Below are 25,666 nucleotides of genomic sequence, written 5' to 3'. Positions count from 1 at the left end.
ATGAAGAAATTTATTTTTTTTATATTTTGTTTTAGTTTTATAAATCTCCATGCAATCAGTCCCGGTTTTGAATTAAATAACTTAAATGTTTTCCTTAATACCGATGTAAATACTTATGCACCTCAAATTATTTCTAACTTAGATACTTCAGCTTTTTTAAATTTTGATTTTGAATTTAAAAATCAGAATTTATTTTTACAACCGGGAGTTTTTTTTAAAGATGAATTTTCAAGAGATGAATTTAAAAACAAAAAAATTGTAAGACCTTTTTTTAGACGATTGAATTATTCCGCTTTTACCGATTATTTTTCGTTTCAATCCGGAAAAGATTTAATTTATTTTGGGGAAGGTATTATTAAAAATTATTTTTATTTAAATATTCCTGAGATGATAAAATCGGATACAGCTTTGTGGTATGTAAAATTCGATATACCTATAAAAAATTTTATAATAGACTTAGGTTCTGCATTCGACACCCGTTCTGTCGATATTTTTGAAAAGCCTGATTGGTATTCCGTTTGGACAAAATTTGCATATTCATCATCTTCTTTTTTTATCGGATTGGAATCGGATATGCTCTTTGAACCGGCTAAAAATAATAAAAAAGAATATACACTAAAAACAGCCTTAGAAGTTTTATTTAATCTTCCTTTAGATTTTAAAATTTATTCCAATGCAGGACTTCCTGTAAAATTTATAAATAAAAAAATTAATGATTGGGGCGTGCTTGCCGGGATTTCTAAAACATTCTTTGTAAAAGATAATGATTATACTTTTACTTTAATAGCCGAAGGTGCTTATAATTCTAAAGGTATGAATTACGGATTTTTTTATAGCACAGGCTTAAAAGATTATGCTCAAATTACTGCCGGTTTACAAGGCTTGCAGGATAAAGAGCTTATGGGAATTATTCAGAGCGAGTTATTTATTTCGGATTTTAAATTTAAAATAGTATATCTTTCAAAAAATCTTTTAGATAAAAAAGATATACTGAATGGAATATTAAGTTTATCGGTTGTTTTAAATGATTGATAAAATTATTTATGATGGAGAAAAGATGAAAAAGATTTTATGTTTGGTTTTTTGTTTTATGATGGCGGCGGGGTTTTCTCAAGACAAAGAGGAAGTCAAAAAAAATAACGAAGAAGATTTTATAAAAGTTTCCAAATTCAATATTCTTCCGCATTATTTTGGTTTTCCTCTTTCGGTAAAATTCGGATGGCTTCATAGAGAAAATAATGTAAGCGTTTTTCCGAATGCAGGCATCTTTTTTTCGGCAGATAACGGGCCGGCAGTCAGTTCTTCTATAGGAATGTTTGTTCAAAAAGATTTTTTTAAATGGAATATAAATGCTTTTTATGATTTTGTTCCATTTACAATGCACAAAAAAGTTTCGGATCAAATTTTTTATGCAAGAAACGATTTTATATTTGTTATAAACAAATTAAAATTTTCTTTTCCTGCCCGTGTAGGAAGAAGGAATGTTAATGAAATAAAATTTAAGAATTCGCAAAATGAATTGAAACCGAAAACCGTTACCGAATTATCGCAGGGAATTAGATTTGATGTTTTTCTTGCAGATTTAGGTTATTTTAAAGCGACAACATCTTTTTCTTTTTTTACCGACTGGATTCCCGAAAGCCGTTTTATTAATTACAGACTTAAATTCGAGCTGCCGGTAACTTTTAAACTGTACTATGTTGATGTAGGCTTTGTTTATACATTTTATAATACCGATAGGATAAAGTCTAAGCATGTAAATACCATAACCGATTATGAAATAGAAAAGTCTCAAGAATCGATGACGCGGCGTTTTTCGTTTAAAGATGTCAAAAAATATTCTTCAATGCATATTTGGGGAACTGAACTTAGATGGTACGCCGCCCGAACAGGAGTTAGCTCAAACGGATTTTTTATTTCAGCCTTCGCTGATGCCGGCTTCGGCTCTAATGAAACAAAAAAATTAAATCTTATCGCGGAATTCGGCTTAGGAGCAGGTTACACATTATTCGATAATGTTCCTTTTACTTTCCAAGCCGGAGTTAATCAAGACTTTAAGCCGATCTTTTTCTTAGGCGTAGTCTCCAGAATTATTCAGGGCGTGTGATGTAAATATTTTTTCAATGCAAGGAGGAGTAAAGTGAAAAAGATTATCTTCATAATTTTTCTATGTTTTGCAATATTTTTTGTAGTGTCATCTTGCAAAAATAGAAATATTGGAGGCTGTTTGTCGTTATGATAAAAATCGATCTAAATAATTTTTTTAAACTTACAAATATTTGTATTTTACTTAATAGTCTGTTTATTTTAACCGGACTTCTTATGGCTTTACTTGCAGGCAGAACAGAACTTATCTTTTATCTATTCATGTATAATATTGATACTGTAAGCATTCAATGGTATATTATTTCATTACTTTTAACCATAGAACTTGTTTATTATAAAAAAGGAAAGATACGTAAAAGCGTATTTATTACCTCGATTATTATAGCAGTAATAAATTTTTATCTTGTATATTTATGTATGTTTATTCACACGCCTAACGGTTTTGATTATAATGATTTTCTATATGCTTCAAGACGATTTTTTTATCTTCCAATATCATTTTTTGATTCAAAAGAAGTTATTATAAATATCAGTACTGCTATTCTTGTACAATTATTTTGTTTGTTTGCCGGTTTTAAAATAAAAATTAAAAAGAAATTAAAAGGAGTTAAGGTAAATATTTTATCAGCCGGAATTAAAACTATTGTGCTGTATATTACATTTTTAATTACTATTCTGCTGATTATTACTATGAGCCTGGGAAGAGAAGTTGAAATAGATATTTTTAATTTAAACATCTCTCTTCTTTTTCTTTCTCTTGCTTGTTTACCATTTGCTTTTATAATAGAATTTCTGACAGATGCAATCATTGAAAAACAGGGAAAAGCAACAGGCGATAAATGGAATAAGTAAAGAAGAGGTAATAATGAATAATTTTTTATTTGATAAAATATTATTAGGGATAGGTATTTTAATACAAGTTAGATTGTTGATCTATTTTTTATCTAGAGGCTTTAAAAATGTTAATGAAAAATACAAAAACGATGAGAAAAAACGAAAAGTAAATATTTTTTTAGGATGGTTCTTTTTTGTGTGGCTAATTTTAGGAACTATAGGAAGCATTATTATAATAATTTTATTTTAAATTATAAACATTCTTAAAATTTAGAAAAATCTCAAGAAACTATGCCGCGGTGTTTCTTATTTAAAAATGTCAAAAAATATTCTTCGATGCACATTTAAAGAGCTGAGCTTAGATGGTATGTTGCAAGAACAGGCGTTAATGCCAATATTTTTTTATTTCAGCCTTTGCTGATGCAGCTTGGACTCTAATAAAGAAAAAAAATTAAATCTTATCGCAGAATTTGGTTATGGAATGTATAAAGATTATAATGCAAACGTTTTGAATTGAAATTTAGCTATCATTAAATATATTAAAGTGTTGTTCTGTTGACAATTAACCAAACTTTATAGTACTATATAGGTATAAAATATTTTATTGCATGTAAAAGGTGGGTATTCAAAAAATGAAGATAATTATTTTATTATTTGTTCTAATTTTGAGTATTTCTTGTAATAAGGAAGAAATACCTAAGACGCCAAATGTAATAAAAGAAAATTTTATTAGACAGAATGATGACTTTATTGAGCCAGATTTAAAATCTTATAATCCATTTATGTATGAGATAAACATAAGAATGCTGAAATATACAAATATTAACAGCAATTATTATGTATTGCCTGAAACCATGAAAAAATGTAAGCAGATACGCATTTTTGAAAAATGGACTAATGAATATATATCATATTTGTCAGACTTGGTTACGAAATATGATATGCCATGTCAAGCTTATTTACCTGAAAATCAAAAGACTTTAAAGAGTTTTGATTTATTGAATAAAAACGGTCAGGTAGTAAAATACGTATATGAATTAGGCTGCATTCCAACAGATTCATATCCTCATGATGAAGTATACACTTATTACTATAATAATAAAAATTTTATTAGCAAAGATGTTTATAAGATGGAAAATACAGATGGTGAAGTCAGACAGCTTGTAAATGAATATGAAAAAAAACGTAAAGATAAAAAGATCTTATACAACGAAAAAGAAAATAAATATATATTCGATGATATGGAAATTATCTTCAATGAAGATGGCAAATATAAAGAACTTAAAATTTATTATTATGAAAATACTATGATAAAAAAAATTAAAAATATGATAATGATAAATTAAAGTATGAAGTAATTAGTGAATATGACCATTCGGGCAGAATAAGGAAATATACAACCTCATTGGGAGATGTGGTTGAAATTTTAAAATATGATGAGTACGACAACTGGATTGAAGAAAACTTTTTTCTGATGGGGTCTTGTTTTCTACCACATATCGTGAGATTGAGTATTGGGAGTAAACTATGAAACAAAAACAAATCATAATTATACTTTATATTATTGTATCAGTAATGATTATTCTTCCTGCCGGGATTTTTATTCAGTGGTTGTTTTTTGAATCAGGAATAATAAATTTTAAGAAACAAAATGAACAAGAAGTTTCAAGCGAATATATTTATGACTTTGATAAATCGGAATATGTATTTGCCTCTACACAAAATGAGTGGTTTGAAATATCAAAAAAAGGGAAATGGTATGATGTACGGTTTAATGGAGGTGATGTAGATGAAGATGTTGTTAAACAATTTTTTGAATTTGGGAAATATAATAAAGACGGAAAAGAGATGAATTTGTCCGCAGATTCAATCACTATGACTGACGACGGTCTCGCTGTGATATCAGGAAGGAGGTGTATTTGTTATCTTGATGTTATAAATAAAAAAATAATTAGAGTGATTTCATTGGAATATAAAGATACTGTTGCAATAAATATAGGAGGCCGTGATATTATTTTTTTTGACGGCGGTAATTTGTACAAATATGAATTTGATTCTGATAGTAGAGTCTTGTTATATGAAACAAAGCTCTATAAATTAGAAATATCCGGCAGGGATTTATATAAAGATTATCCTTATGATTATGGTAAAGAAGATGAAGATAACTATCTTTTTATATCTAATTCAACTGCGGAATATCCTTATCCTTTTGCTCGTCCGGTTCACATTGCATATTCAAAAAAGTATAATAGTATATACTATAAAACTGAAATTTTATTGGGGGACGGATTAAAACCGGCAGTTGTTTCTATGTCACTAGATGATTTTAAGGTTTATGTAGTATGTTTGGATGGAGAATTTAATACTGATATCGACGGTAATGTTTTTTATACACAAAAAAATACTTTGTTTAGGCATAATGGACAGACACGAAAATCCGAAAAAATTTTTGAACATGATGAAATAATCAGTTGGTTTAAAATTTTTGATGACACAATATTTTTCATGCAAAAAAGTTCACCCAATATAAAAGGAATAAAGTTTCCCGAATTTAGAGTGTATCATCAGAATAAGGTAAAATATGTAAAAATAAATGCAAATATTTATAGGAATTGTTGGGATATAATAAAAAACTAAATGTTTAATATCTAGTAAATTTTTACAATTTCTGCTATCATTACACTATGGCACATTGTATAGCTCCGGAAGCGGAAAAAATTTTGGATAAAGAGTTTAAGGTTCTTGATAAAGGTTTTATCAGATTGGTGGATTATATGGGTACTGATGCCCGCATAGTGCAGGCAGCCCGTGTTTCTTATGGAGAAGGCACTAAAACCGTACGGGAAGATGCCGCTTTAATAGACTACCTTTTGCGGAATAAGCATACCTCTCCATTTGAACAGGTGGTTTTTACCTTTCATGTAAAGCTGCCCATTTTTGTAGCCCGCCAGTGGATTAGGCACAGAACAGCCCGTCTGAACGAAATTTCCGGACGGTATTCCATCTTAAAAGCAGAGTTTTATGTACCCGACGGAAAGGATATCTCCTTGCAAAGCAGCGACAATAAACAAGGCCGAATGAGTGAGGCCGTTTCTCAAGACCTTCAAAATGAAGTTATAAGCTCTTTGCAAAAACAACAAGAAGAAGTTTATGACGGCTACTGTAAATTACTCGATAAAAATATAGCAAGGGAACTTGCCAGAATCAATCTCCCTCTTTCTACTTATACCGAATGGTATTGGCAAATAGACCTGCACAATCTTTTCCATTTTTTGCGGCTGCGCATGGATGCTCATGCACAAAAAGAAATCAGAGACTATGCCGAAGTTATGTTTGAAATTTGTAAAACTGTAGCACCTCTTGCCTGCGCTTCTTTTGAACGCCATGAAAAAAACGGAGTAAATTTTTCTGCAGAAGAACTTGAAGCTATACATAATTTGATAGCCGGAAAAGAAAGCGGGTTAAAAGGTAAAGAGCTTGAGCGTTTTAACGAAAAACTTAAGAGCGGAAGACAAGTATAAAACAAAAGGAACAGACAAATGAGGAAGCGGGATTACTTTGTCGTTGCGGCTTTCGCTTTAAGCCTTGTTCTTTTATTTTTACAGCAATTTTATTCAAAAACTACTTCTGAAATTATTCTCCACATAATAGACATTATTATCCTTATCTCTGTACTTGCCGAAACCTTTTTTGCTATCAGACAAGAAAAGTATATACGTAAATATTTTAAAAATAATCTTGTAGATTTTTTAGCAATGCTAATATTTGCTGCAGTATTTATTATATTTAAAGTACAAATAAGCTTTAACAATAATGCTGAAGAATTAAGTATTGTTTTTGATATTTTTAAAAACATATTTTTATTCGGAAAAATAATTAGATTAATAAGCAAGAGAGCCGGCTTAACTGCAAAAATTATTTCAAATCCTGCACAAACTTTGATTATTTCTTTTTTTATGGTTATAATCATCGGCAGTTTTTTACTTATGCTTCCTGCTGCTTCTGCAAACGGTAAACCTTTAAACTTTTTAACAACACTTTTTACCTCCGCATCTGCCGTATGCGTTACAGGCCTAAGCGTAATAGATGTTTCTTCCGAACTTACCATAGTAGGAAAATTTATTTTGATTGTTTTAATTCAAGTCGGCGGTTTAGGAATAATGGTTTTTTCATTTTTCGGAATGCTTGCCTTCCGGAAAAAAATGACTGTCAGTGAAAAGCTCACAATCTCGTACATGGTGAGCGAAGATGACATGTCTAACCTTTTTAAAACATTAAGGGTAATTGTCTTATCTACTTTTTTTATAGAAACCTTAAGTGCAGCATTTTTATTTATAGGCTTTTCACGTATTTTAGGATTCAATCTTAAAGCCCTAGGTTTTGCATTTTTTCATGCAATATCCGCATTTTGTAATGCGGGGTTTGCTCTTTTTTCAAACAACTTGGAATCTTTTACCTCCGATATTATTATAAACCTCACAATAGGTTTTACAATAATTTTAGGCGGAATAAGTTTTGCCGTTATTTATGATGTTTTGGCTAAGGTTAAAACAAATATAACAAATAAGTTTTTGAAGAAAAAAAAGAGCGATTATTTAATGTCGGTAAATACAAAAATGATTTTAAGCCTTACAGTTTTTATTCTTTTTATTTCTTTTGCTCTTTTTTATTTACTTGAGCACCGCAATACTATGAAAGAATTATCAGTGGGAAGTCAATACCTTGCAAGTTTTTTTCAAGCTATAACATTGCGAACTGCAGGCTTTTCTACGGTTTCATTTATGAATTTAACAAATGCAACCTTACTTTTTATGATATTTATAATGTTCATGGGAGGAGCTGCAGGAAGTACAGCCGGAGGAATTAAGCTTAACACTATTGCGGTGGTGTTTGCTTTTTTTAGATCATTTTTAAAAAATCAAAAAACAGTTGTAATCAAAAATATTTCGGTACCTGAGGATCAGGTAAAAAAAGCTTTTTTAATTTTCGGCTTCGGACTCGCAGCAATTTCAGTTGGAATTTTTTTATTGACAATTACTGAAAGTCTTCCTTTTTTAGCATTATTGTTTGAAACCGTATCAGCCTTTGCAACAGTAGGTCTTTCTACGGGAGTAACCGCCGCTCTTTCACCAGCCGGAAAAATCGTAATAATAATTTTAATGTTCATCGGAAGGGTCGGTCCTTTAACTTTTTTAACTGCGGCCGGCACAAAACAAAAGAATGACGATATAGAATATCCTTATGGAAATATAGCTATAGGATAAGGGAGGAAAATATTATGGAAACAAATAAAAACTTTGCTGTCATAGGTTTGGGAGAATTCGGATCAAGGATTTGTGAAGTTCTTGTAGACGGAGGAGCTTCAGTAGTGGCCTTTGATCATGATATTCAAGCAGTGGAAAGAATAAAAAAAATTGTTCCTGCAGCAATGCTTGTAGAAACTACAAATGAAGAAGCTCTTTTAAAAGCTCCTTTAGATGATGTAGAAGTTGCAATCGTCGCTATCGGCAATAATATAGAAGCAAGCGTTTTAACTACTACTCTTTTAAAACAAAGAGATATTCCCTATGTTTTAGCCCGTGCTGTTTCACCTCTCCATGCAACAGTTTTAAGAAGAGTAGGTGCAAACGAAGTTTTAAATATTGAAATATCGGCTGCGACAAGAATTGCAAGGCGTCTTATTTCCCCTGATGTAATGGATTCAATTGCAGTCACAAAGGATTTTTCAATAAGGGAAATTATTGTTCCGAAATTTTTTATCGGAAAAACCGTTGGTGCTCTTGCTCTAAAAGAAAAATTTAACATTAACCTTATTGCCCTTGTAAGAATGGATTTGGATATAGATTCTGTCGGTAACCCTGTCAAACAGGAAGCTATGCATTATCCTGAAGATGATTTTGAGTTGAGAGAAGGTGACAAACTTTTTTTGATAGGCTCAAATATAAAGCTTGAAGAATTTAGAAATATGTAATGGAGCAAATATGATTTTTATTGAAAAAAAATTATTATTTATAAGTTTAGCGCTCTCGTTTATTTTTATGATTGCAACGGCTTTTTGGGCATACGGTGTAGGTATGCAAATCCCCCTTAAAGGAGACTCCGAACTTGTTTTGTTTTTAGGATTTATACTTTCGCTCTTGCAATTAATATTAACAGTTAATATTATTATAGGCGCAGTAAAAAAGAAAAAAGATTTTTTAAGCCTAATGGAAACTATAAAAACCGGAGGAATTTTATCCGAAAAGAAAGCTGCAAAATTAGGCACTGCAGGATTTTTTTTACAAGATGCTCTTAGTGTGTCCAATACAATCACGGCACAAAAAAGTCTAAAAATTGCAAGTCTTAACGGCTTGGTAAAGAGTTTAATTGATATGGTAGACATTCCTATAGCAATAGTTAATCTCAATGGAGAAATAGTAGAAGCCTCCCAAAAAATTAAAACCGAGATAGATTATAACAATGATTTAAATATTGCAGATATTGTTCCGCAGATAAATATTAGAGCAGCTTTTAAAGAAGCTTCCATGAGTCATCTTCCTGTAGAACAAGGGGAGAATATCTTAATACCTGTTTTTTCAACAATAGGAGATATAACATATTTTTTGGTTGACATATCTAAGCATGGAGCTCTAAGTAAATTTATCAATAACTTTATTCCTCCTAGAAAAGAAGATTTTTCAAAACAAACAAAAAAAGGATTTTTTAAAATTTTAAATCACAGAAAATAAAAAAACTGTACAAGATAAGAATTAAATGAGATTTAAACCTCTTGCAAAATTTTAACATAAGGCGTAAAATAATACTATGATTGATACAAGCTATAAAACTATAATAGAAAATTTTAAAGCAAAGATGGCTCTGCGCATTGTAGGTCAGCAAGAACTCATCGAAGGAATTTTAACTGCATATATTGCAGGAGGCCATGTGCTACTTGAAGGCGTGCCCGGCCTTGCAAAAACCCTCATAGTAAAAACCTTTGCAGAACTTTCCAATGTAAGTTTTAAGCGTATTCAATTTACTCCGGACCTTCTTCCTGCCGATTTGATAGGAACCTTGATTTATCAGCAAAGCATAGGAAAATTTTCTGTTAGAAGAGGACCCGTTTTTGCAAATATTATTTTGGCTGACGAAATAAACAGGGCACCTGCAAAGGTGCAGTCTGCCCTTTTGGAAGCCATGGCCGAAGGGCAAGTCACAATCGGAGAAAATTCCTATTCCCTGCCTTCTCCCTTTTTTGTGCTTGCTACACAAAACCCAATCGAACAAGAGGGAACATATCCTCTTCCCGAAGCAGAGCTTGACCGCTTCTTGTTAAAACTATTTGTTCCTTATCCGTCTATTCAAGAAGAAATAGATATAGTAAATAAATTTTCAAACCTAAGACCGAATCAAAACATGGGACAAGGCCCCGGACTAACTTCGAGTGTCAGCCCTGCCGAAGCAATACTCACACCGGAAAACTTAGAAACTCTCCGGAATGCCGTAGAGCAGGTAAAATGTTCTCCCGAAATTACAAGCTATATAGTTTCAATCATTGCCGCAACAAGGCCTGTAAAAAATGTAAAGCAGGATGATTATATTCACGGGAATTACCTAAGCTATATTCTTTATGGAGCATCTCCGCGGGCCGGAATCGCTATTCAAAAATGTGCAAAGGTAAAAGCCCTATTTAGCGGAAGAGATTATGTAATACCCGAAGATGTAAAAGCTGTTGCCTACGCAGCTTTGAGGCATAGACTTAAACTTTCTTATGAAGCGGCTGCCGATAACTTGACCGCTGACGATATTATTGAAAAGCTTTTGGGAATTGTGCCCCAGCCGTAATCTTAGAAACGTCCGCAATAAGAAAAATAATTTTACTCGTTTCAACTTTTTCTACTTTAAATTCAATATCACCTATGTTGATGAACTCACCTTCCTTAGGAAGATATTCTGCCGTTTCAAGTACGAGGCCGCCTATCGTATCATTATAATCCGAATGAAAATCCGTATTCAAAATTTTGTTTAGCTGAATAATAGGAACCGATCCCGGAATTAAAATATGAGTACCGTCAACAATCTTCATTCCGCTTAAGGGATTCGTTTTTATTTTAGCATATTCATCTTGAATTGAACCGAAAATAGCAGTGCTTATATCGTCAATTGTGATAAGTCCCGCAGTCGAGCCGTATTCATCTATTACAAAGGCCATATTTCTTTTATTTTTACTCATTGTTTTTATTGCAGAAAAAATATTTGCAGTTTTCGGAATAAACAAGGCCGGCCTTATAATTTTATTTATATCCATTTCCGCCTTATGACTTTTATAAAACAATAGATCCTTATAATGGACGCTTCCTATTATTTTATCCTTTTCCGTCTTGTAAACAGGCAGACGCGAAAACATTGTTTTACGGAAAATACTTATCATCTTTTCGGGAGTCGAATTAATATCGAAACCTACAATATCTTCTTTTTTTGTCATTATACTTTGCAGTTTTAACTCATGCAGTCTTACAGCTCTTTTAATTAACTCATGTTCTCCCGTTTGAAAAGTACCGTCAGCTAAACTTATGTTTATAAGCGTTTCCAAATAATCTTCTGATAAGTCTGAGATTTGATTTTCTCTTCGCTTTGAAACGGATTTAATAATAAAATTGGACATGAGCGAAAAAATAAAAACAATCGGTTTAAAAAATAATCTTACAATCGATAAGGGAATCAAAAATGTTTTTGTAATTTCAACAGCATTATAAGCCGCTATAGCTTTTGGTAAAATTTCTGCAAAGATAATTATAAGAACCGTTGTAACGGCAGTAGCTGCCGGAATATGCTGCTGCCCGTACATATCAATTACAAAGGCTGTTATCAAGGCGGAAGAAAGAGTATTTACAAAATTGGTGCCTATCAGGGTTGCACTTACAATCTCATCTTTTTTTTCAATAAGAAAAGCAAGAGTCTTACTTTTTTTTGTCCGGCTTTTTTTTATTGCCTTATACTCAGCCCTCGTTATTGCAGTAATTGCCGTTTCGGATGCAGAAAAGAAAAAGGCACAAAGGAGAAGAGCAATAAATTCGATTGTCATTAAAGCTAATTCAAATTTCATTCTTCATCTCCTGTAATATTTACTTCCAGTTCGCTTATTCTGTTTCCTTCAGTTTTGATAACCGTAAAATTATAGTTTTCTATTTTTATTGTAGAACCGATTTGCGGAACTTCTCCGCATTTTTCCATAATCAAGCCGCCTATTGTGTCATAATACTCGGAGGAAAACGAAGTACTTAGATCCTCATTTAAATCGCTCAACCTCATGCTGCCCAAAATAGTTTGACTAATATTTTGAGTTGACGCATCATTTATATTATCAAGATTGGGTTCTTCTGCAGCCGCATCATCCGTATCATACTCATCGGCAATGTTCCCGAATATCTCTTCATTTAAGTCTTCAAGAGTTGCAATACCTAAAGTGCCGCCGTACTCATCAATGACGACAACCATGTTCTGTTTTTCTTTTCTAAATATTTCCTGCAATTTTGAAAGCTCGGTATTTTCAAAAACAAGAACAGGCTTACGCAGATATTTTTTTATATCGAATTTTTCTTTTGATTCTTGTAAGAAATCTTTTGCTGCAGCTTCCGAAAACAAAAAATCCTTAATATAAAAAATACCGATAATTTCATCTATGTCTTCTTCATAAACCGGAAATCTTGAAAATCTTGAAGAATGGGAAAGCTCTATAATTTCTTTCGGATTTACATCAGCTGTAAGTCCGATTATCTCCGGCCGCGGAGTCATAATATTTTTTACGGTTATATCGCCATAGCTTAAAATTTTTTCGAGAACAGCCTTTTCTTCAGAACGCAGATCGCCATGTTCTTGGCGTACATCAAAAAAATCTTTTAAGTCTGCATCGGTTAAAGCCTCATTTGATTGCAGATTTTTTACGCCTAAAAATTTTAAAAAGAATTTTGTAAAGCCCGAAAAAAGCCATTCAAGAGGAGCTAGAATTTTAATTAAAAACAAAATAAAACCTGAGAATTTTAAGGCTATAGGTTCGGAAAAAACCAAGGCAACGGACTTAGGCAGTATTTCACCGAAGATTAAAATTGCAATAGTTGCAGCCGTTACTGCAATGCTTAATCCTTTTGCTCCGACTAATTCTACCATCAGGGCGGTTAAAATTACCGAGATTAAAATATTTACCAAACTGTTGCCTATCAAAGAGGTGGTTAAAAATTTTTGTTTGTCTTTTAAAATCTTTTCAACTCTTGCAGCCTTTTTATTTTTCTTTTCCCGTAAATATTTTATCTTCAATTTATTTACGGATAAAAAGGCTGTTTCTCCCGATGAAAACATCATCGATAAAAAAAGTAGAATAATTAAAAGTAAAATATAAAGCCATTGCGGCGGGGGCTCGTTCATCCTGTAAACCTATTTTATACCGTAAGCCTTGCTTATCGGAATAACAAAAAGAATTCCATGACCTTCTTTTTCTACATCGGAATTTTTTCTGATTGCTTCGACTACATTATCAAGCTGCTCATCATCAACAATGGTTAAAACAATTTCTTTTTCGGGTTCAATTTCCATGTCAAAGATAAGCTTTGTTTGATTAAGCCCGGAACCTCTTGCATGGATGATTGTTCCGCCGCGAGCTCCGGCTTCCAAAGAAGCATCGACAACTTCATTTGCTTTTCCTCTATTAACAACAGTAAATATTGCAGACTTCATAGTTTTTACCTCCTCCCTCTCAAATACGGGCTTTTCACCATCCGGGGTATTTTCAATATTAATAAAACTTAAAGGCATACGGAATGCTATACCGAAATTTTTACGGGTAAGATTGAACTTTTTATTCAGTTCATCCATAAGACCGTCTAAAAAATCTCCATGTCCGGCCGTTAAAATCAATTCTTTTCTTGTTTCTTGAATTCCCAAAAAATCAAGCAGTTTACTTTTTACCGTGCCGAAGGCAATCATTATTGTTGCCCCGGTAAGCCCCTTATCCTTAGCGTACCTTACTATTTTACTTGCACGCCCGAAAGGCACTAAAATTATCAGAAGTGAAAAATCTTTCATTTTTGTTCTCCTGCGCTTTTAATCTTAAATATCAATCCTAAAATTTGCAGCGAAATAATAGGAGCCAATGCTACGGCGGCTATGATACCGAATCCGTCTATCAATACGTTTGCAGTCGGAGTGGAGTTGGCAAGACCCTGAGCAAGGGATAAAACAAAGGTCGCAGTCATGGGGCCTGAAGCAACACCTCCGGCATCAAAGGCTATACTTACAAAAAGATCCGGAACAACAATGGACAATAAAAGTGAAATTATATATCCGGGTAAAAGCATATGCCATAACTGAAAGGCCGGCTCTATAATTCTTAGTAACGAAAGCATTACCGCAAAGCTGACTCCGATACATAAAAAGATTAAAACTATCTTGCGCGGAATATGACCGCTCGTTACGTTTTCTATTTGTACCGTCAAAACATAAACGGCAGGTTCAGCCAAAATAGAAACAATACCTATTAAAGCTCCGATAAAAAGAATTAAGGGTCTGGTTCCTATTTCGCCTAAGCGGCTTCCCATAGCGATTCCTACATCCAAGAAGCCCGATTTTGCTCCCCACATAAATAAAAATAAGCCTATCAATGTAATTATAAGACCTTTAATGACAGGAATTAAATCTTTAGCCCGCAATTTAATACTGATAAAGTTTGTAATTAAAAATATCACCGTTAAGGGTAAAAGGGATAAAACACATTCATAAAGTACCGGCAAAAAGTGTTCCGCAAAGGGATAAAATATCCGTGTATGAACATCCAAATTGAAAACAAAATCATCGGCAGAAATTTCTTTTGTTTTTCCGAATACGCTTAATGCCAACACAGCTACGATTGCTCCTGCAGAGGCCATCCCGACAAGACCGAAAGCATCTCGCTCGGATGCGGCCGAGTCTTTTTTCATCTCGGAAACACCGGCAGCCAAGGCCAAAATAAAGGGCACGGTTATAGCTCCCGTAGTTGTTCCCGACGAATCGAAGGCTATCGAAATAAACGCCGAAGAAGAAAAAAGAGAGAGTAAAAATATAACTCCATAAGAAAGAGCAAAAATGATTTTTTGAGAAACATTAAATACGGTCCTCAAAATACCGAAAACCACAAAGGCAGCAACACCGACGGAAACAACTACTATTAGCCTTAATGCGGGAATCCCGTTCTTAGTTACCGTCTTTACCTGACTTGCCAAAATTTGTAAATCGGGCTCTGCAATCGAAATTAAAAAACCGAGGGCGAAACCGCCTAAAATCAAAATCAGAATTTTATTCCGCTTTGTAATTTCTTTTCCCATTTGTAAACCGATTTTTGTAACGCTCATCTCGATTCCAAACAGAAAAAAAGCCAGTCCGAATATTATGCATACACTCCCGATTAAAAATCTAATAAAGACATGATAATCGATATGAATAAATGCAAAATTCAAGATTGTTGTCAAAATGACGATGGGTAAAACCGACATTAAGACTTCTTTAAATTTATCAACTAAGATATTCATAACTAAATAATATTATTGACTAAATTTTGATTTTGGTCAATAGGAAGAAATTATTTATGTTTAAGCAATAAAAATATGGCTGTACATATCATTTCTTGATTAAATTATACAATTAGTAATTGACAAAGAGTATATTTATGCCTAAAATGCGGGGTATAAGCTAAGAACATATTAGCCCCCTGTATTTATTCCTCTTAGGCTTTTATAAATAAACTTGTTTTTTTTATCATAAATTTTAATTTAAGGGAGAAATTTTTATGCAAAAACCACTGAAAAAATTTTACCTCCTTACAGTCTTAGTTTTGACTGTATGTTTGGCGGCTTCATGCTCGATTTTAGGCGATTTTAAAAAAATATCTGAAACAGGTCATGCAAGTATCAATGGGAAAAAGGTCAATCTTAAAACCATGGGAGATCCCGAAAAAGATTGCCTTGCGTTTGGATATTTAAAAATACCGACAGAACAATTGTACATTCAATCCGATCCCTCAAAAGAACCTATCTATACAACACCTTTTGTATTCTCAGGCTCCTATGCAGATGGAAGTATTTTTTGTTTTCCTCCATTTAAAACCGATCTGGCTTTTCAGTTGGTGTCTTTACGCAATTCAAATTTTAACGTAATAACTACTTTTTTACCTCAGTTAGGTGCAGAAGGCAAGATAGCTTTTGTAACACATAAAAAAGGTTTAATGTTTATCGGTGCTTATGATTTTATAACCGAAAACAATACAGGAATGATTGTACCCTTAACCCGTAAAGAGAGTGCTCAGTACGAATTAAAATGTCTTTTAAAACTAAAAAAACTGCTGCAACATACGGCATGGTTACCACTTATTGAAGAAAGAATAAAGGAGCTGGAAAAATGAAAAAAATTAAATTATTTAAAACCTTGTGTTTATTATTATTTATACTTACAGGATTTGTTTTTGCTGATGAAGGGAAAAAAGCCCCGCCTTCAGAAAATGAAGTTGTATTAGTTTTTAGTTTAAAAGTTTTACCAATTCCTAATAACACTTTTTTTTCAAACTATCGAAATATTAAATTCGGCAGTTTCGATTTTAATGATGGAGATGCCGGGACAGATCAAATATATTTAAACTATCTTGTTCATAGATATATTTTGTCTACTAAATGTGATGAAGACCCTCAAAAAACTGATTTTGTTATGAAGAAAATTACTTTAGATTCAGCTAAAAGAATTATTAACTTGTATAAATTAAGCTATCACTTTGGTAACGCATATTGTGCACGATTAGTCTTACCTATCCAATCAGAACTAAGGATACATAAAGGGGTAAAATATGTATACCTTGGAGATTTTACCATTAAATGTTCAATGCCTTTTTATGATATTACCGAAATAAAGAGGATAGATAATTTTGATGCTGCAGCCCGCGCAGTGAAGAAGGCATACGGAAAAGATGCAGAGCTTGAACGCATTCCGCTTGTTCCGTTAAAATAAAATAAAAAAGGAATTTCAACATTGTTGAAATTCCTTTTTTATTTCTTATTTGTTTTTACGGGTAGATGAGATTGTCTTTAAAATAATATCCCCGTATTTTTCCTTTTTTGCTTTTCCGATACCGAAGATATTATCCAAATCGGCAATAGTTGCAGGTTTTTTAAGACCTAAATCAAAGATTGTCTTATCCGAAAAAATAATATAGGCAGGAACTCTTGCCTCGTCTGCAAGCTCCCTGCGTTTTTGTTTTAGTGCATTCACTATTGCCGTACCGCGGGCATCTAATTTAATTTCAGATGTTTGAGGTTTTGATTTTTCTTTTACTTCTTTTTTAGCGGAGTTATCTTTTTCATAATTAAAGGGAAGCATAATACTGGTTCGGGCTTGAAGTTCTTCTTTTGCTTTTTGAGTTAATGACAGAACCGAGTAATCTTCATCTTTTATAAGATAGTCTTCTGCCAATAAGACCCGGACAAGATTAAACCATCCTTCCCTATTGAATTCCGTACCTATGCCCCAAACCGAAAGATCGTTGTGTTTATTTTCAAGGATACGTTTTTGCTTTGAGCCTAAAAGAACATCGATAATGTAGCTGGCACCGAATCTGCATCCGGTTCTGACAACACAGGATAAAAATTTCTGCACAGGAACGGTCAGGTCTGTTTTTTCTATTTTTTCTCTGGAACAAAAATCACAGCAAGGAGCATCACCCTGTACTTCTTTTAATTTTTCTTCAGAAATATTTTCTCCGAAATATTTTAAAATCGCACGGCGGCGGCAGCTGTTGGCTTGTGCATAATTACTGATAGCGGAAAGCATAGTTTCGGCTTTTCTTACCTCATCGGGAGATTTATCCTGCATCAAGAATTTAAGCTTAAAAATATCGGCAGCCGAAAAAAGCAAAAGAGCATGTGCCGGGTTTCCATCCCGTCCTGCTCGGCCTATTTCTTGATAGTACTGCTCAATGCTCTTGGGCAAATCAAAATGAATGACAAACCTTACATTAGGCTTATTTATACCCATTCCGAAGGCTACGGTTGCTACGATTATTTCTATATCGTCATTGATAAAGTCATTTTGAGTTTTTTGCCTAAGCTCATCGGAAAGTCCTGCATGGTAGGGTTTTGCATTGTATCCTAAAACCGATAATTGAACGGACAAGGTGTCTGCCTGCTTGCGGGAAAAACAGTAAATAATTCCGCTTTCGCCCTTATGTTCTTTTAAAAATTCCGAGGCCTGCTCAAAGGGCTTTTGCTTTTCTTTCACTTCCAAAAAAATATTTTTTCGGTTAAAGCCGGCAATAAATTCCTTCGGAGTCTTGAGCTTCAGCATTTTTTTAATGTCGGAGCGGACCTTTTCGGTTGCAGTCGCCGTTATGGCAAGACAGGCCGCCTCTTTTAAGAGCTTGCGGATTTCAGCCAACTGCCGATATTCAGGCCTAAAATCATGTCCCCATTCCGAAATGCAGTGAGCTTCGTCGATTGTAATACAATCCACTTTTATTGAAGAAAAAAGCTCTTTACAGCGGTCACTGACCAGAGTTTCAGGAGCAGCATAGAGGATTTTTACCTCTCCGTTTTTAATACGGCGTATGTTATCGGCATATTTTTCCCAATCTAAGGAGCTGTTTAAGGCAACAGCCTCTACCCCTATCGTTTCCAAGCCGCAAATCTGGTCGTGCATAAGAGAAATAAGGGGAGAAACTACTATGGTTACCCCCTCAAAAATGAGGGCCGGAATCTGATAGCATAGAGATTTTCCGCCTCCTGTCGGCATTACCGCAAGGACGTCTTTTTTTTGGAGAAGGCTATCTATAATTTCTTTTTGGAAGGGTCTGAATTCATCATAGCCGAAGACTTGTTTTAAAATATCTTCAAGGGAGGAGATTGTCTTTTTACTGTCAGAACCTTTTGATCCGCGCGTCATATATGGGTGATATTATACCCTAAAACGTCAAATTAAGCAAGCATCAAGTGAAAAGTTATGGTAAGTAGTCAGTATTCAAACAGTATCCTCAAATAATTCAATATAAAATGTGGACAGCTAGAAAAAAATAAGCTATAATTTTGAGTAATTAATAAAAAAGGCTTAACATAGTTAAGCCTTGATGCTCCACAATGAGCGGTCACTCCTCAAGGGAGGACGATTTTGATGAATTCTTATTTGAACTCGTTGTGTAATTTAAGATGGATCTTAAATTGTGTGAGTATATTTTAATCTTTTTTAAAGGAATGGTCAAGTATGAAAAAGGAAATTAAGGATTATTTTCTCGGATTGGATGTAGGAACCGGATCGGTCGGCTGGGCTGTTACTGATGCTGATTATAAGCTTTTAAAAGCCAATCATAAAGACCTTTGGGGTATGAGGCTTTTCGATACGGCAGAAACAGCCGAAGGCCGAAGGCTATATAGAGGAGCCCGGCGACGTATTGAACGAAGAAAAAAAAGAATAAAATTGCTTCAAGAGCTATTTGACGAAGAAATTGCAAAAAAAGACGCGGGATTTTTCCAAAGAATAAAAGAGAGCCCTCTTTATGCAGAAGACAAGACCATATTACAGGAAAATAGTCTTTTTAATGATAAAGATTTTAACGATAAGACCTATCATAAAACCTATCCTACCATAAATCACCTGATAAAGGCTTGGATTGAAAACAAGGTAAAGACTGATCCTCGCCTTTTGTATTTAGCCTGCCATAATATTATCAAAAAAAGAGGGCATTTTTTATTTGAGGGAGACTTCGACTCGGAAAACCAATTCGATACTTCTATAAAGGCTCTTTTTGAATATCTGCGTGAGGATATGGAGCTCGATATTGATGCCGATAGTCAAAAAATAAAGGATATCTTAAAGGACAGCTCTTTAAAAAATTTGGAAAAGCAAAGCCGGCTAAATAAGCTTTTAGGACTGAGGCCGTCCGACAAACAAAAAAAAGCTATTACGAGTTTAATATCGGGTAACAAGGTAAACTTTGCCGATCTTTATGATAATCCCGACTTAAAGGATGCAGAGAGAAACGGCATATCTTTTTCTAAGGATGACTTTGACGTTTTAAGTGATGAGCTGGCTTCATTTTTTGGAGATTCCTTTGAGCTTTTGTTAAAAGCAAAGGCTGTATATAATTGTTCGGTTCTTTCCAAGGTAATAGGAGATGAACAGTATCTTTCCTTTGCAAAGGTTAAGATATACGAAAAGCATAAAAAGGATTTGACTAAATTAAAAAATGTTATAAAAAAACATTTCCCAAAGAATTATAAAAAAGTATTCGGATATAATAAAGATGAAAAGGTTAATAATAATTACTCCGGATATGTAGGGGTATGTAAAACCGGAAGTAAAAAAAAGATTATAAAAGAGACTACCGGTCAAGAAGATTTTTATAAATTTTTAAAAACTATCCTTTCCCCCAAATCGGATATAAAAGAAATAAATGATATATTATCCGAAATTGAAACAGGAACTTTTTTACCTAAGCAGGTATCTAAAAGCAATGCAGAAATTCCTTATCAATTGCGCAGGATGGAATTGGAAAGGATATTAATCAACGCAGAAAATCATTTTTCTTTTTTAAAACAAAAAGATGAAAATGGTTTATCTATCAGTGAAAAAATCATAATGCTGTTAACATTTAAGATTCCTTATTATATTGGGCCTATAAACGATAAACATAAAAAATATTTTCCTGATAGATGCTGGGTCATAAAAAAGGAAAACGCTCCTTCGGGTAAAACTACACCTTGGAATTTTTTTAATCATATTGATAAGGATAAAACAGCTGAAGCCTTTATTACAAGCAGAACCAATCTTTGTACATACCTAACAGGAGAAGAAGTTTTACCTAAAAACTCTCTTTTATATTCCGAGTTTACCGTTTTAAACGAAATCAATAATTTACAGATTATCATTGACGGTAAAAATATCTGCGATATTAAATTAAAACAAAAGATATACGAAGACCTGTTTAAAAAATATAAAAAAATTACACAAAAGCAGATTTCAACTTTTATAAAACATGAAGGTATTTGCAGTAAAACAGATGAAGTAATTATTTTAGGCATCGATAAAGAATGTACATCTTCATTAAAATCATATATAGAACTAAAAAATATTTTTGGTAATAAAATTGATGAAATTTCTACAAAGAATATGCTTGAAGAGATTATACGATGGGCTACTATCTATGATGAAGGAGAAGGTAAGAGTATTCTTAAAACTAAAGTAAAAAATGAGTATGGTAAGGTTTGTTCCGATGAGCAAATCAAAAAAATTCTAAACCTTAAATTTTCAGGCTGGGGCCGTCTATCACGCAAATTCCTTGAAACTGTCACATCAGAAATTCCCGGATTTAATGAACCTGTAAATATAATAACGGCAATGCGTGAAACTCAAAATAATTTAATGGAGCTGCTTAGCAGTGAATTTAAATTTACTGAAAATATTAAAAAGATAAATTCGACGTTTGAAGATACCGAGAAACGATTTTCATATAACGGCTTGGTAAAGCCATTATTTTTATCGCCGTCGGTGAAAAAAATGCTGTGGCAGACTCTTAAACTTGTAAAAGAAATATCTCATATTACCCAAGCCCCTCCTAAAAAAATATTTATTGAGATGGCAAAGGGTGCAGAGCTTGAACCGGCAAGAACTAAGACAAGATTAAAAATTTTACAGGACTTGTACAATAATTGTAAAAATGATGTAGATGCTTTTAGCGCCGAGATAAAAGATCTTTCAGGTAAAATAGAAAATGAAGATAATTTAAGACTCCGCAGTGACAAACTTTATCTTTATTATACGCAGCTTGGAAAGTGTATGTATTGCGGTAAACCAATTGAAATAGGACATGTATTTGATACAGGCAAGTATGATATCGATCATATTTATCCTCAATCAAAAATTAAAGATGACAGTATAAATAATCGGGTTTTAGTCTGCAGCAACTGCAATCAAAATAAGAAAGATAAATATCCATTGAAGACTGAAATTCAATCAAAACAAAGAGGCTTCTGGAATTTTTTGCAAAAAAATAACTTTATAAGCCTTGAAAAATTGAACAGATTAACAAGGACAACTCCAATCTCTGATGACGAAACAGCAAAATTCATTGCTCGGCAGCTTGTAGAAACAAGACAGGCAACCAAGGTTGCAGCAAAGGTATTGGAACAAATTTTCCCCGAAACTAAGGTTGTTTACTCTAAGGCTGAAACAGTATCAATGTTTAGAAACAAATTCGATATTGTAAAATGCAGAGAAGTAAACGATTTTCATCATGCCCATGATGCATATTTAAATATTGTTGTCGGAAATGTATATAATACAAAATTTACAAATAATCCTTGGAATTTTATAAAGGAGAAACGGGATAATCCCAATATTGCCGATACTTATAACTACTATAAGGTTTTTGACTATGATGTAAAAAGAAATAATATTACTGCATGGGAAAAAGAAAAAACAATTGTCACTGTAAAGGATATGCTTAAAAGGAATACTCCTATTTATACACGCCAAGCGTCCTGTAAAAAAGGAGGACTATTTGACCAAACCATTATGAAAAAAGGTTTGGGGCAGCATCCTCTAAAAAAGGAAGGTCCTCTTTCCAATATTTCAAAATATGGCGGCTATAATAAGGTTTCTGCAGCATATTATACCCTTGTAGAATACGAAGAAAAAGGAAAAAAGATACGCAGCTTAGAAACCATCCCTCTATATTTGAGAAAGGATATTCAAAAAAATCAAGATGGACTAAAAAGCTATTTAAAAAACCAGATAGGGAAAAAAGAATTTAAGATTTTGGTTCCCAAAATAAAAATCAACTCTCTCTTAAAAATTAACGGATTCTCTTGCCACATTACCGGAAAAACTAATGATTCTTTCTTACTCCGGCCTGCTGTTCAATTTTGCTGTTCAAATGACGATATCTTTTATTTTAAAAAAATAATAAGATTCAATGAAATAAGAAGTCAAAGAGAGAAGATGGGAAAAACAATTCATCCTTATGAGGATTTATCTTTTAGATCCTATGTAAAAGAAGAACTATCAAAAAAGAAAAAAACAGACAAAATAGTAGAAAATGAGTTTAATGAACTTCTTCAAAAAAAGAATTTGGAGGTCTATGATATGCTTTTAGTAAAGCATAGGGATACTATTTATAGTAAAAGGCCGAATTCTACAACTCTCGATATGCTAATCAAAGGAAGAGATGCATTTATAAATTTAAAGCCTGAAGATCAAATTAAAGTTACATTAGAAATTCTAAAACTATTTTGTACTACCAGAGAGGCGATTGATTTAGGGTTCATCAAAGGTAAATCTACAGCCGGTGTTACGACATTAGGAAAAAAAATATCAAACCTTGATAACTGCATTTTAATTTATCAGTCGATAACTGGTGTTTTTGAAAAAAGGATTGATTTGTTAAAGATATGAGTTGGAGAACCGTTGTCATTTCAAATAGAGCAAAACTGGATTTACATTTAAATCATCTCGTAGTTAGGGGAGAAAAAACTCAAAAAGTTTTTATAGAAGAAATTTCGGTTTTAATCATTGAAACGACAGCGGTTTCTATAACCGCAGCCTTATTAAATGAACTTATAAAACAAAAGGTCAAGATAATTTTTTGTGATGAAAAACGGAATCCGGCTTCCGAATTAGTAGGATATTACGGCAGTCATGATACCAGCGAAAAAATCAGGCTTCAAATAAAATGGGATAAGAATATCAAGCAGCTTGTATGGACTGAGGTCGTAACAGAAAAAATAAGACAGCAAAAATACCTCTTAGAAAAACTGGAGCTTCCGCAAGCGAGTTTACTGGCTGAATATATTATCGATATAGACATTAACGATAAAACAAATAAAGAGGCTCATGCTGCAAAATCATATTTTGCGGCATTATTCGGAGCAGGGTTTTCCAGAAGTTTGGATATCCCTATAAATGCCGCTTTAAATTATGGATACAGCATTTTACTTTCTGCATTTAACCGTGAAATAACTGCAAACGGTTATATTACACAACTCGGAATTTTTCATGATAATATGTTTAATCCTTTTAATCTTGCCTCAGACCTTATGGAACCCTTTAGGCCTCTGGTTGATTCGGAAGTGTTTAAACTTAATCCTCAAAAATTTGAACATGAAGAAAAACTAAAAATGGTGGATGTTATAAATAGAAAGGTGTTTATAAACAATAAAGAGCATTATCTAAATAAGGCTATCGAAATTTTTGTACACAGTATCTTTGATGCTCTAAATGAAAAGGATATTTCACAAATTAAATTTTACCGCAATGAGTTATAGATTTATGAGAGTTATAGTTTTTTTTGATTTACCCGTAATAACACCCGAAAATAGGCATAATTATTCGACATTTCGAAAATTTTTAATTAAATCCGGTTTTATTATGCAGCAAAAATCTGTTTATTCAAAATTAGTTTTAAATCTTACAAATAGAGATTCTGTAGTAAAGAATATAGAAAAAAATAAACCGCCTGAAGGCTTGGTTGAGATATTAACAGTTACCGAAAAACAATATTCAAGGATGGAAATTATTATTGGAGAATCAAAAACAAAATATTTAAATACCGATGAAAGGCTTGTTGTTCTATGAAATTAGTACATCCCGATCTCGAAAATCAAATAGCCTTTTCAGAAAACACAGTTAATGTTTTAACCATAGAAAATAAAGCTTTTTTTACCGAATTTACATCTGAACTTTTTAGTCAATATTCAGGCAATGAAGGAAAATTCATATTATCAGAAGATAATAAAGAACTTTCTATTCCAAAAACATGTGAACTTATACTAAATCCTATAAATATTGATATAAATAATAAACAGAATCTAAATAAAATTTATTCGATTTTAAAACAAAGTATTTCCGATGAGTACAATTACCTAAAAACATGCGGCATAAAAAGTGAAATATTAAAGTATATAGATGAGATAGTTTTTTCTTTAGACATACCCCTCAAAAGAGATGACGAATTTGATTTGACTAGCATATTTAAAGCTGTTAATATTTCTTTTGAAACAGAATACAAGAATTTACTTGAAAAAATTATAGACTATATAAGTGCTTCTGTGGAGCTAAATCAGATAAGATGTTTTATTTTTATAAACCTAAAACAGTTTTTAAATTTCAAAGATCTATCAGAATTATATAAATTTGCCCGATATATAAAAACAAATCTTTTTTTAATAGAGGGGACATACATATCTACAAAAGAAGATTGTGAAAAACCTTATATTATTGATAAGGACCTTTGTGAAATATATTGACAATAAATAATTCTCATGATAGTATTAAAAAGTAATCATCTTAGACTACCGCTATCCATAGTGTGATAGAGTCTCACCTACGCCATATCTGACGTTTGAGAGTTGTGTAATTTAAGATGGATCTCAAACAAATATAAATCAAATAAACTTGATTTTTACGTTTGAGAGTTGTGTAATTTAAGATGGATCTCAAACTCTGCTGAATTTTATGTTGACTTTATTCGGTTTGAGAGTTGTGTAATTTAAGATGGATCTCAAACGTAGACAAATTAAAAGAACTGATATTACAGGTTTGAGAGTTGTGTAATTTAAGATGGATCTCAAACAGCATAATGCAGATTAAGCAGATACCGCTAGTTTGAGAGTTGTGTAATTTAAGATGGATCTCAAACTGAATTTAGAATTATCTGAATTTCTTGATAGTTTGAGAGTTGTGTAATTTAAGA

At 32.8% G+C, this 25,666-nt stretch carries 22 protein-coding genes and 1 CRISPR repeat array (1 of these 23 only partly in view); of the genes, 17 read left to right on the top strand and 5 right to left on the bottom strand.

The genetic code is table 11. The features are described from left to right. The 11 genes from E4O04_RS01695 to E4O04_RS01645 all read left to right on the top strand — a co-directional run bounded on the left by E4O04_RS01695 (window position 1) and on the right by E4O04_RS01645 (window position 10,764). The gene (locus E4O04_RS01695; RefSeq protein ID WP_253709357.1) at window positions 1-1,032 is read left to right on the top strand and encodes a hypothetical protein; all 1,032 of its coding nucleotides are present in this window, start codon (window positions 1-3) and stop codon (window positions 1,030-1,032) included. A 25-nt stretch (window positions 1,033-1,057) separates the two neighbouring features. Continuing rightward, window positions 1,058-2,107: a hypothetical protein gene (locus tag E4O04_RS01690; RefSeq protein ID WP_253709354.1), complete on the top strand. Its 1,050-nt coding sequence runs from the start codon at window positions 1,058-1,060 to the stop codon at window positions 2,105-2,107. A 128-nt stretch (window positions 2,108-2,235) separates the two neighbouring features. Beyond that, window positions 2,236-2,958 (top strand): hypothetical protein, encoded by a 723-nt coding sequence (locus tag E4O04_RS01685; RefSeq protein ID WP_253709351.1) that lies wholly within the window; start codon window positions 2,236-2,238, stop codon window positions 2,956-2,958. Between the two features lie 13 nt (window positions 2,959-2,971). Continuing rightward, window positions 2,972-3,190: a hypothetical protein gene (locus tag E4O04_RS01680; protein ID WP_253686037.1), complete on the top strand. Its 219-nt coding sequence runs from the start codon at window positions 2,972-2,974 to the stop codon at window positions 3,188-3,190. A gap of 382 nt (window positions 3,191-3,572) precedes the next feature. Further along, window positions 3,573-4,286 (top strand): hypothetical protein, encoded by a 714-nt coding sequence (locus E4O04_RS01675; protein WP_253709348.1) that lies wholly within the window; start codon window positions 3,573-3,575, stop codon window positions 4,284-4,286. 181 nt (window positions 4,287-4,467) lie between these two features. Next, entirely contained in the window at window positions 4,468-5,577 is a 1,110-nt protein-coding gene (locus E4O04_RS01670) for a hypothetical protein (protein WP_253709345.1), read from the top strand. Window positions 5,578-5,624: 47 nt separating this feature from the next. Next, window positions 5,625-6,461 carry an FAD-dependent thymidylate synthase gene (gene thyX, locus E4O04_RS01665; protein WP_253686039.1) on the top strand — a complete coding sequence of 279 codons (837 nt, stop codon included), beginning with the start codon at window positions 5,625-5,627 and terminating at the stop codon, window positions 6,459-6,461. Between the two features lie 18 nt (window positions 6,462-6,479). After that, window positions 6,480-8,204, top strand: a complete 1,725-nt coding sequence (locus tag E4O04_RS01660; RefSeq protein ID WP_253709343.1) for a TrkH family potassium uptake protein — start codon at window positions 6,480-6,482, stop codon at window positions 8,202-8,204. A gap of 14 nt (window positions 8,205-8,218) precedes the next feature. After that, window positions 8,219-8,911: a potassium channel family protein gene (locus tag E4O04_RS01655; protein WP_253709340.1), complete on the top strand. Its 693-nt coding sequence runs from the start codon at window positions 8,219-8,221 to the stop codon at window positions 8,909-8,911. Between the two features lie 10 nt (window positions 8,912-8,921). Continuing rightward, on the top strand, window positions 8,922-9,668 hold the full coding sequence (locus tag E4O04_RS01650; RefSeq protein ID WP_253709338.1) for a hypothetical protein: 747 nt from the start codon (window positions 8,922-8,924) through the stop codon (window positions 9,666-9,668). Between the two features lie 76 nt (window positions 9,669-9,744). Continuing rightward, window positions 9,745-10,764, top strand: a complete 1,020-nt coding sequence (locus E4O04_RS01645) for an AAA family ATPase (RefSeq protein ID WP_253686047.1) — start codon at window positions 9,745-9,747, stop codon at window positions 10,762-10,764. On the opposite strand, the gene E4O04_RS01640 is transcribed toward E4O04_RS01645, so the two are convergent. The 4 genes from E4O04_RS01640 to E4O04_RS01625 are packed head-to-tail and all read right to left on the bottom strand — an operon-like array spanning window position 10,727 to window position 15,476. Continuing rightward, complete coding sequence (locus E4O04_RS01640) at window positions 10,727-12,025, bottom strand: hemolysin family protein (RefSeq protein WP_253686049.1); 1,299 nt, start codon at window positions 12,023-12,025, stop codon at window positions 10,727-10,729. The two genes, E4O04_RS01645 and E4O04_RS01640, sit on opposite strands and share 38 nt — an antisense overlap. Beyond that, window positions 12,022-13,341: a hemolysin family protein gene (locus E4O04_RS01635; RefSeq protein WP_253686051.1), complete on the bottom strand. Its 1,320-nt coding sequence runs from the start codon at window positions 13,339-13,341 to the stop codon at window positions 12,022-12,024. The genes E4O04_RS01640 and E4O04_RS01635 overlap by 4 nt, the downstream gene beginning before the upstream one ends. A 9-nt stretch (window positions 13,342-13,350) precedes the next feature. After that, complete coding sequence (locus E4O04_RS01630; RefSeq protein WP_253709337.1) at window positions 13,351-13,998, bottom strand: P-II family nitrogen regulator; 648 nt, start codon at window positions 13,996-13,998, stop codon at window positions 13,351-13,353. Then, window positions 13,995-15,476 (bottom strand): DUF1538 domain-containing protein, encoded by a 1,482-nt coding sequence (locus E4O04_RS01625; RefSeq protein ID WP_253709335.1) that lies wholly within the window; start codon window positions 15,474-15,476, stop codon window positions 13,995-13,997. The genes E4O04_RS01630 and E4O04_RS01625 overlap by 4 nt, the downstream gene beginning before the upstream one ends. 257 nt (window positions 15,477-15,733) lie before the next feature. On the opposite strand from E4O04_RS01625, the gene E4O04_RS01620 reads away from it, so the two are divergent. Next, window positions 15,734-16,345, top strand: a complete 612-nt coding sequence (locus E4O04_RS01620) for a hypothetical protein (protein WP_253709333.1) — start codon at window positions 15,734-15,736, stop codon at window positions 16,343-16,345. Beyond that, window positions 16,342-16,941 (top strand): hypothetical protein, encoded by a 600-nt coding sequence (locus E4O04_RS01615; protein WP_253686059.1) that lies wholly within the window; start codon window positions 16,342-16,344, stop codon window positions 16,939-16,941. Before E4O04_RS01620 ends, E4O04_RS01615 begins: the two co-directional genes overlap by 4 nt. Window positions 16,942-16,986: 45 nt before the next feature. Here the strand turns inward: E4O04_RS01615 and recQ are convergent, their stop codons facing one another. Further along, a complete protein-coding gene (recQ, locus tag E4O04_RS01610; RefSeq protein ID WP_253686061.1) occupies window positions 16,987-18,867 on the bottom strand; it encodes a DNA helicase RecQ in 1,881 nt (626 codons plus the stop codon). 315 nt (window positions 18,868-19,182) lie between these two features. On the opposite strand from recQ, the gene cas9 reads away from it, so the two are divergent. Genes cas9 through csn2 form a run of 4 tightly spaced genes read left to right on the top strand, consistent with a single transcriptional unit; the run spans window position 19,183 to window position 25,220 of the window. Next, window positions 19,183-23,370, top strand: coding sequence for a type II CRISPR RNA-guided endonuclease Cas9 (gene cas9, locus E4O04_RS01605; protein ID WP_253709319.1), 4,188 nt, complete (start codon window positions 19,183-19,185; stop codon window positions 23,368-23,370). Then, entirely contained in the window at window positions 23,367-24,239 is an 873-nt protein-coding gene (cas1, locus tag E4O04_RS01600; protein WP_253709316.1) for a type II CRISPR-associated endonuclease Cas1, read from the top strand. Before cas9 ends, cas1 begins: the two co-directional genes overlap by 4 nt. 4 nt (window positions 24,240-24,243) lie before the next feature. After that, window positions 24,244-24,549, top strand: a complete 306-nt coding sequence (cas2, locus tag E4O04_RS01595) for a CRISPR-associated endonuclease Cas2 (protein ID WP_253709313.1) — start codon at window positions 24,244-24,246, stop codon at window positions 24,547-24,549. Next, window positions 24,546-25,220, top strand: coding sequence for a type II-A CRISPR-associated protein Csn2 (csn2, locus tag E4O04_RS01590; RefSeq protein ID WP_253686071.1), 675 nt, complete (start codon window positions 24,546-24,548; stop codon window positions 25,218-25,220). Before cas2 ends, csn2 begins: the two co-directional genes overlap by 4 nt. A gap of 93 nt (window positions 25,221-25,313) precedes the next feature. Further along, window positions 25,314-25,666: direct repeats of the CRISPR family, unit length 36 nt; unit sequence GTTTGAGAGTTGTGTAATTTAAGATGGATCTCAAAC; it runs 342 nt beyond the window's last position.

The sequence above is a fragment of the Treponema sp. OMZ 799 genome (assembly GCF_024181365.1).
Lineage (GTDB): Bacteria > Spirochaetota > Spirochaetia > Treponematales > Treponemataceae > Treponema_B.
This window is presented reverse-complemented; position numbering and strand designations above follow the sequence as displayed.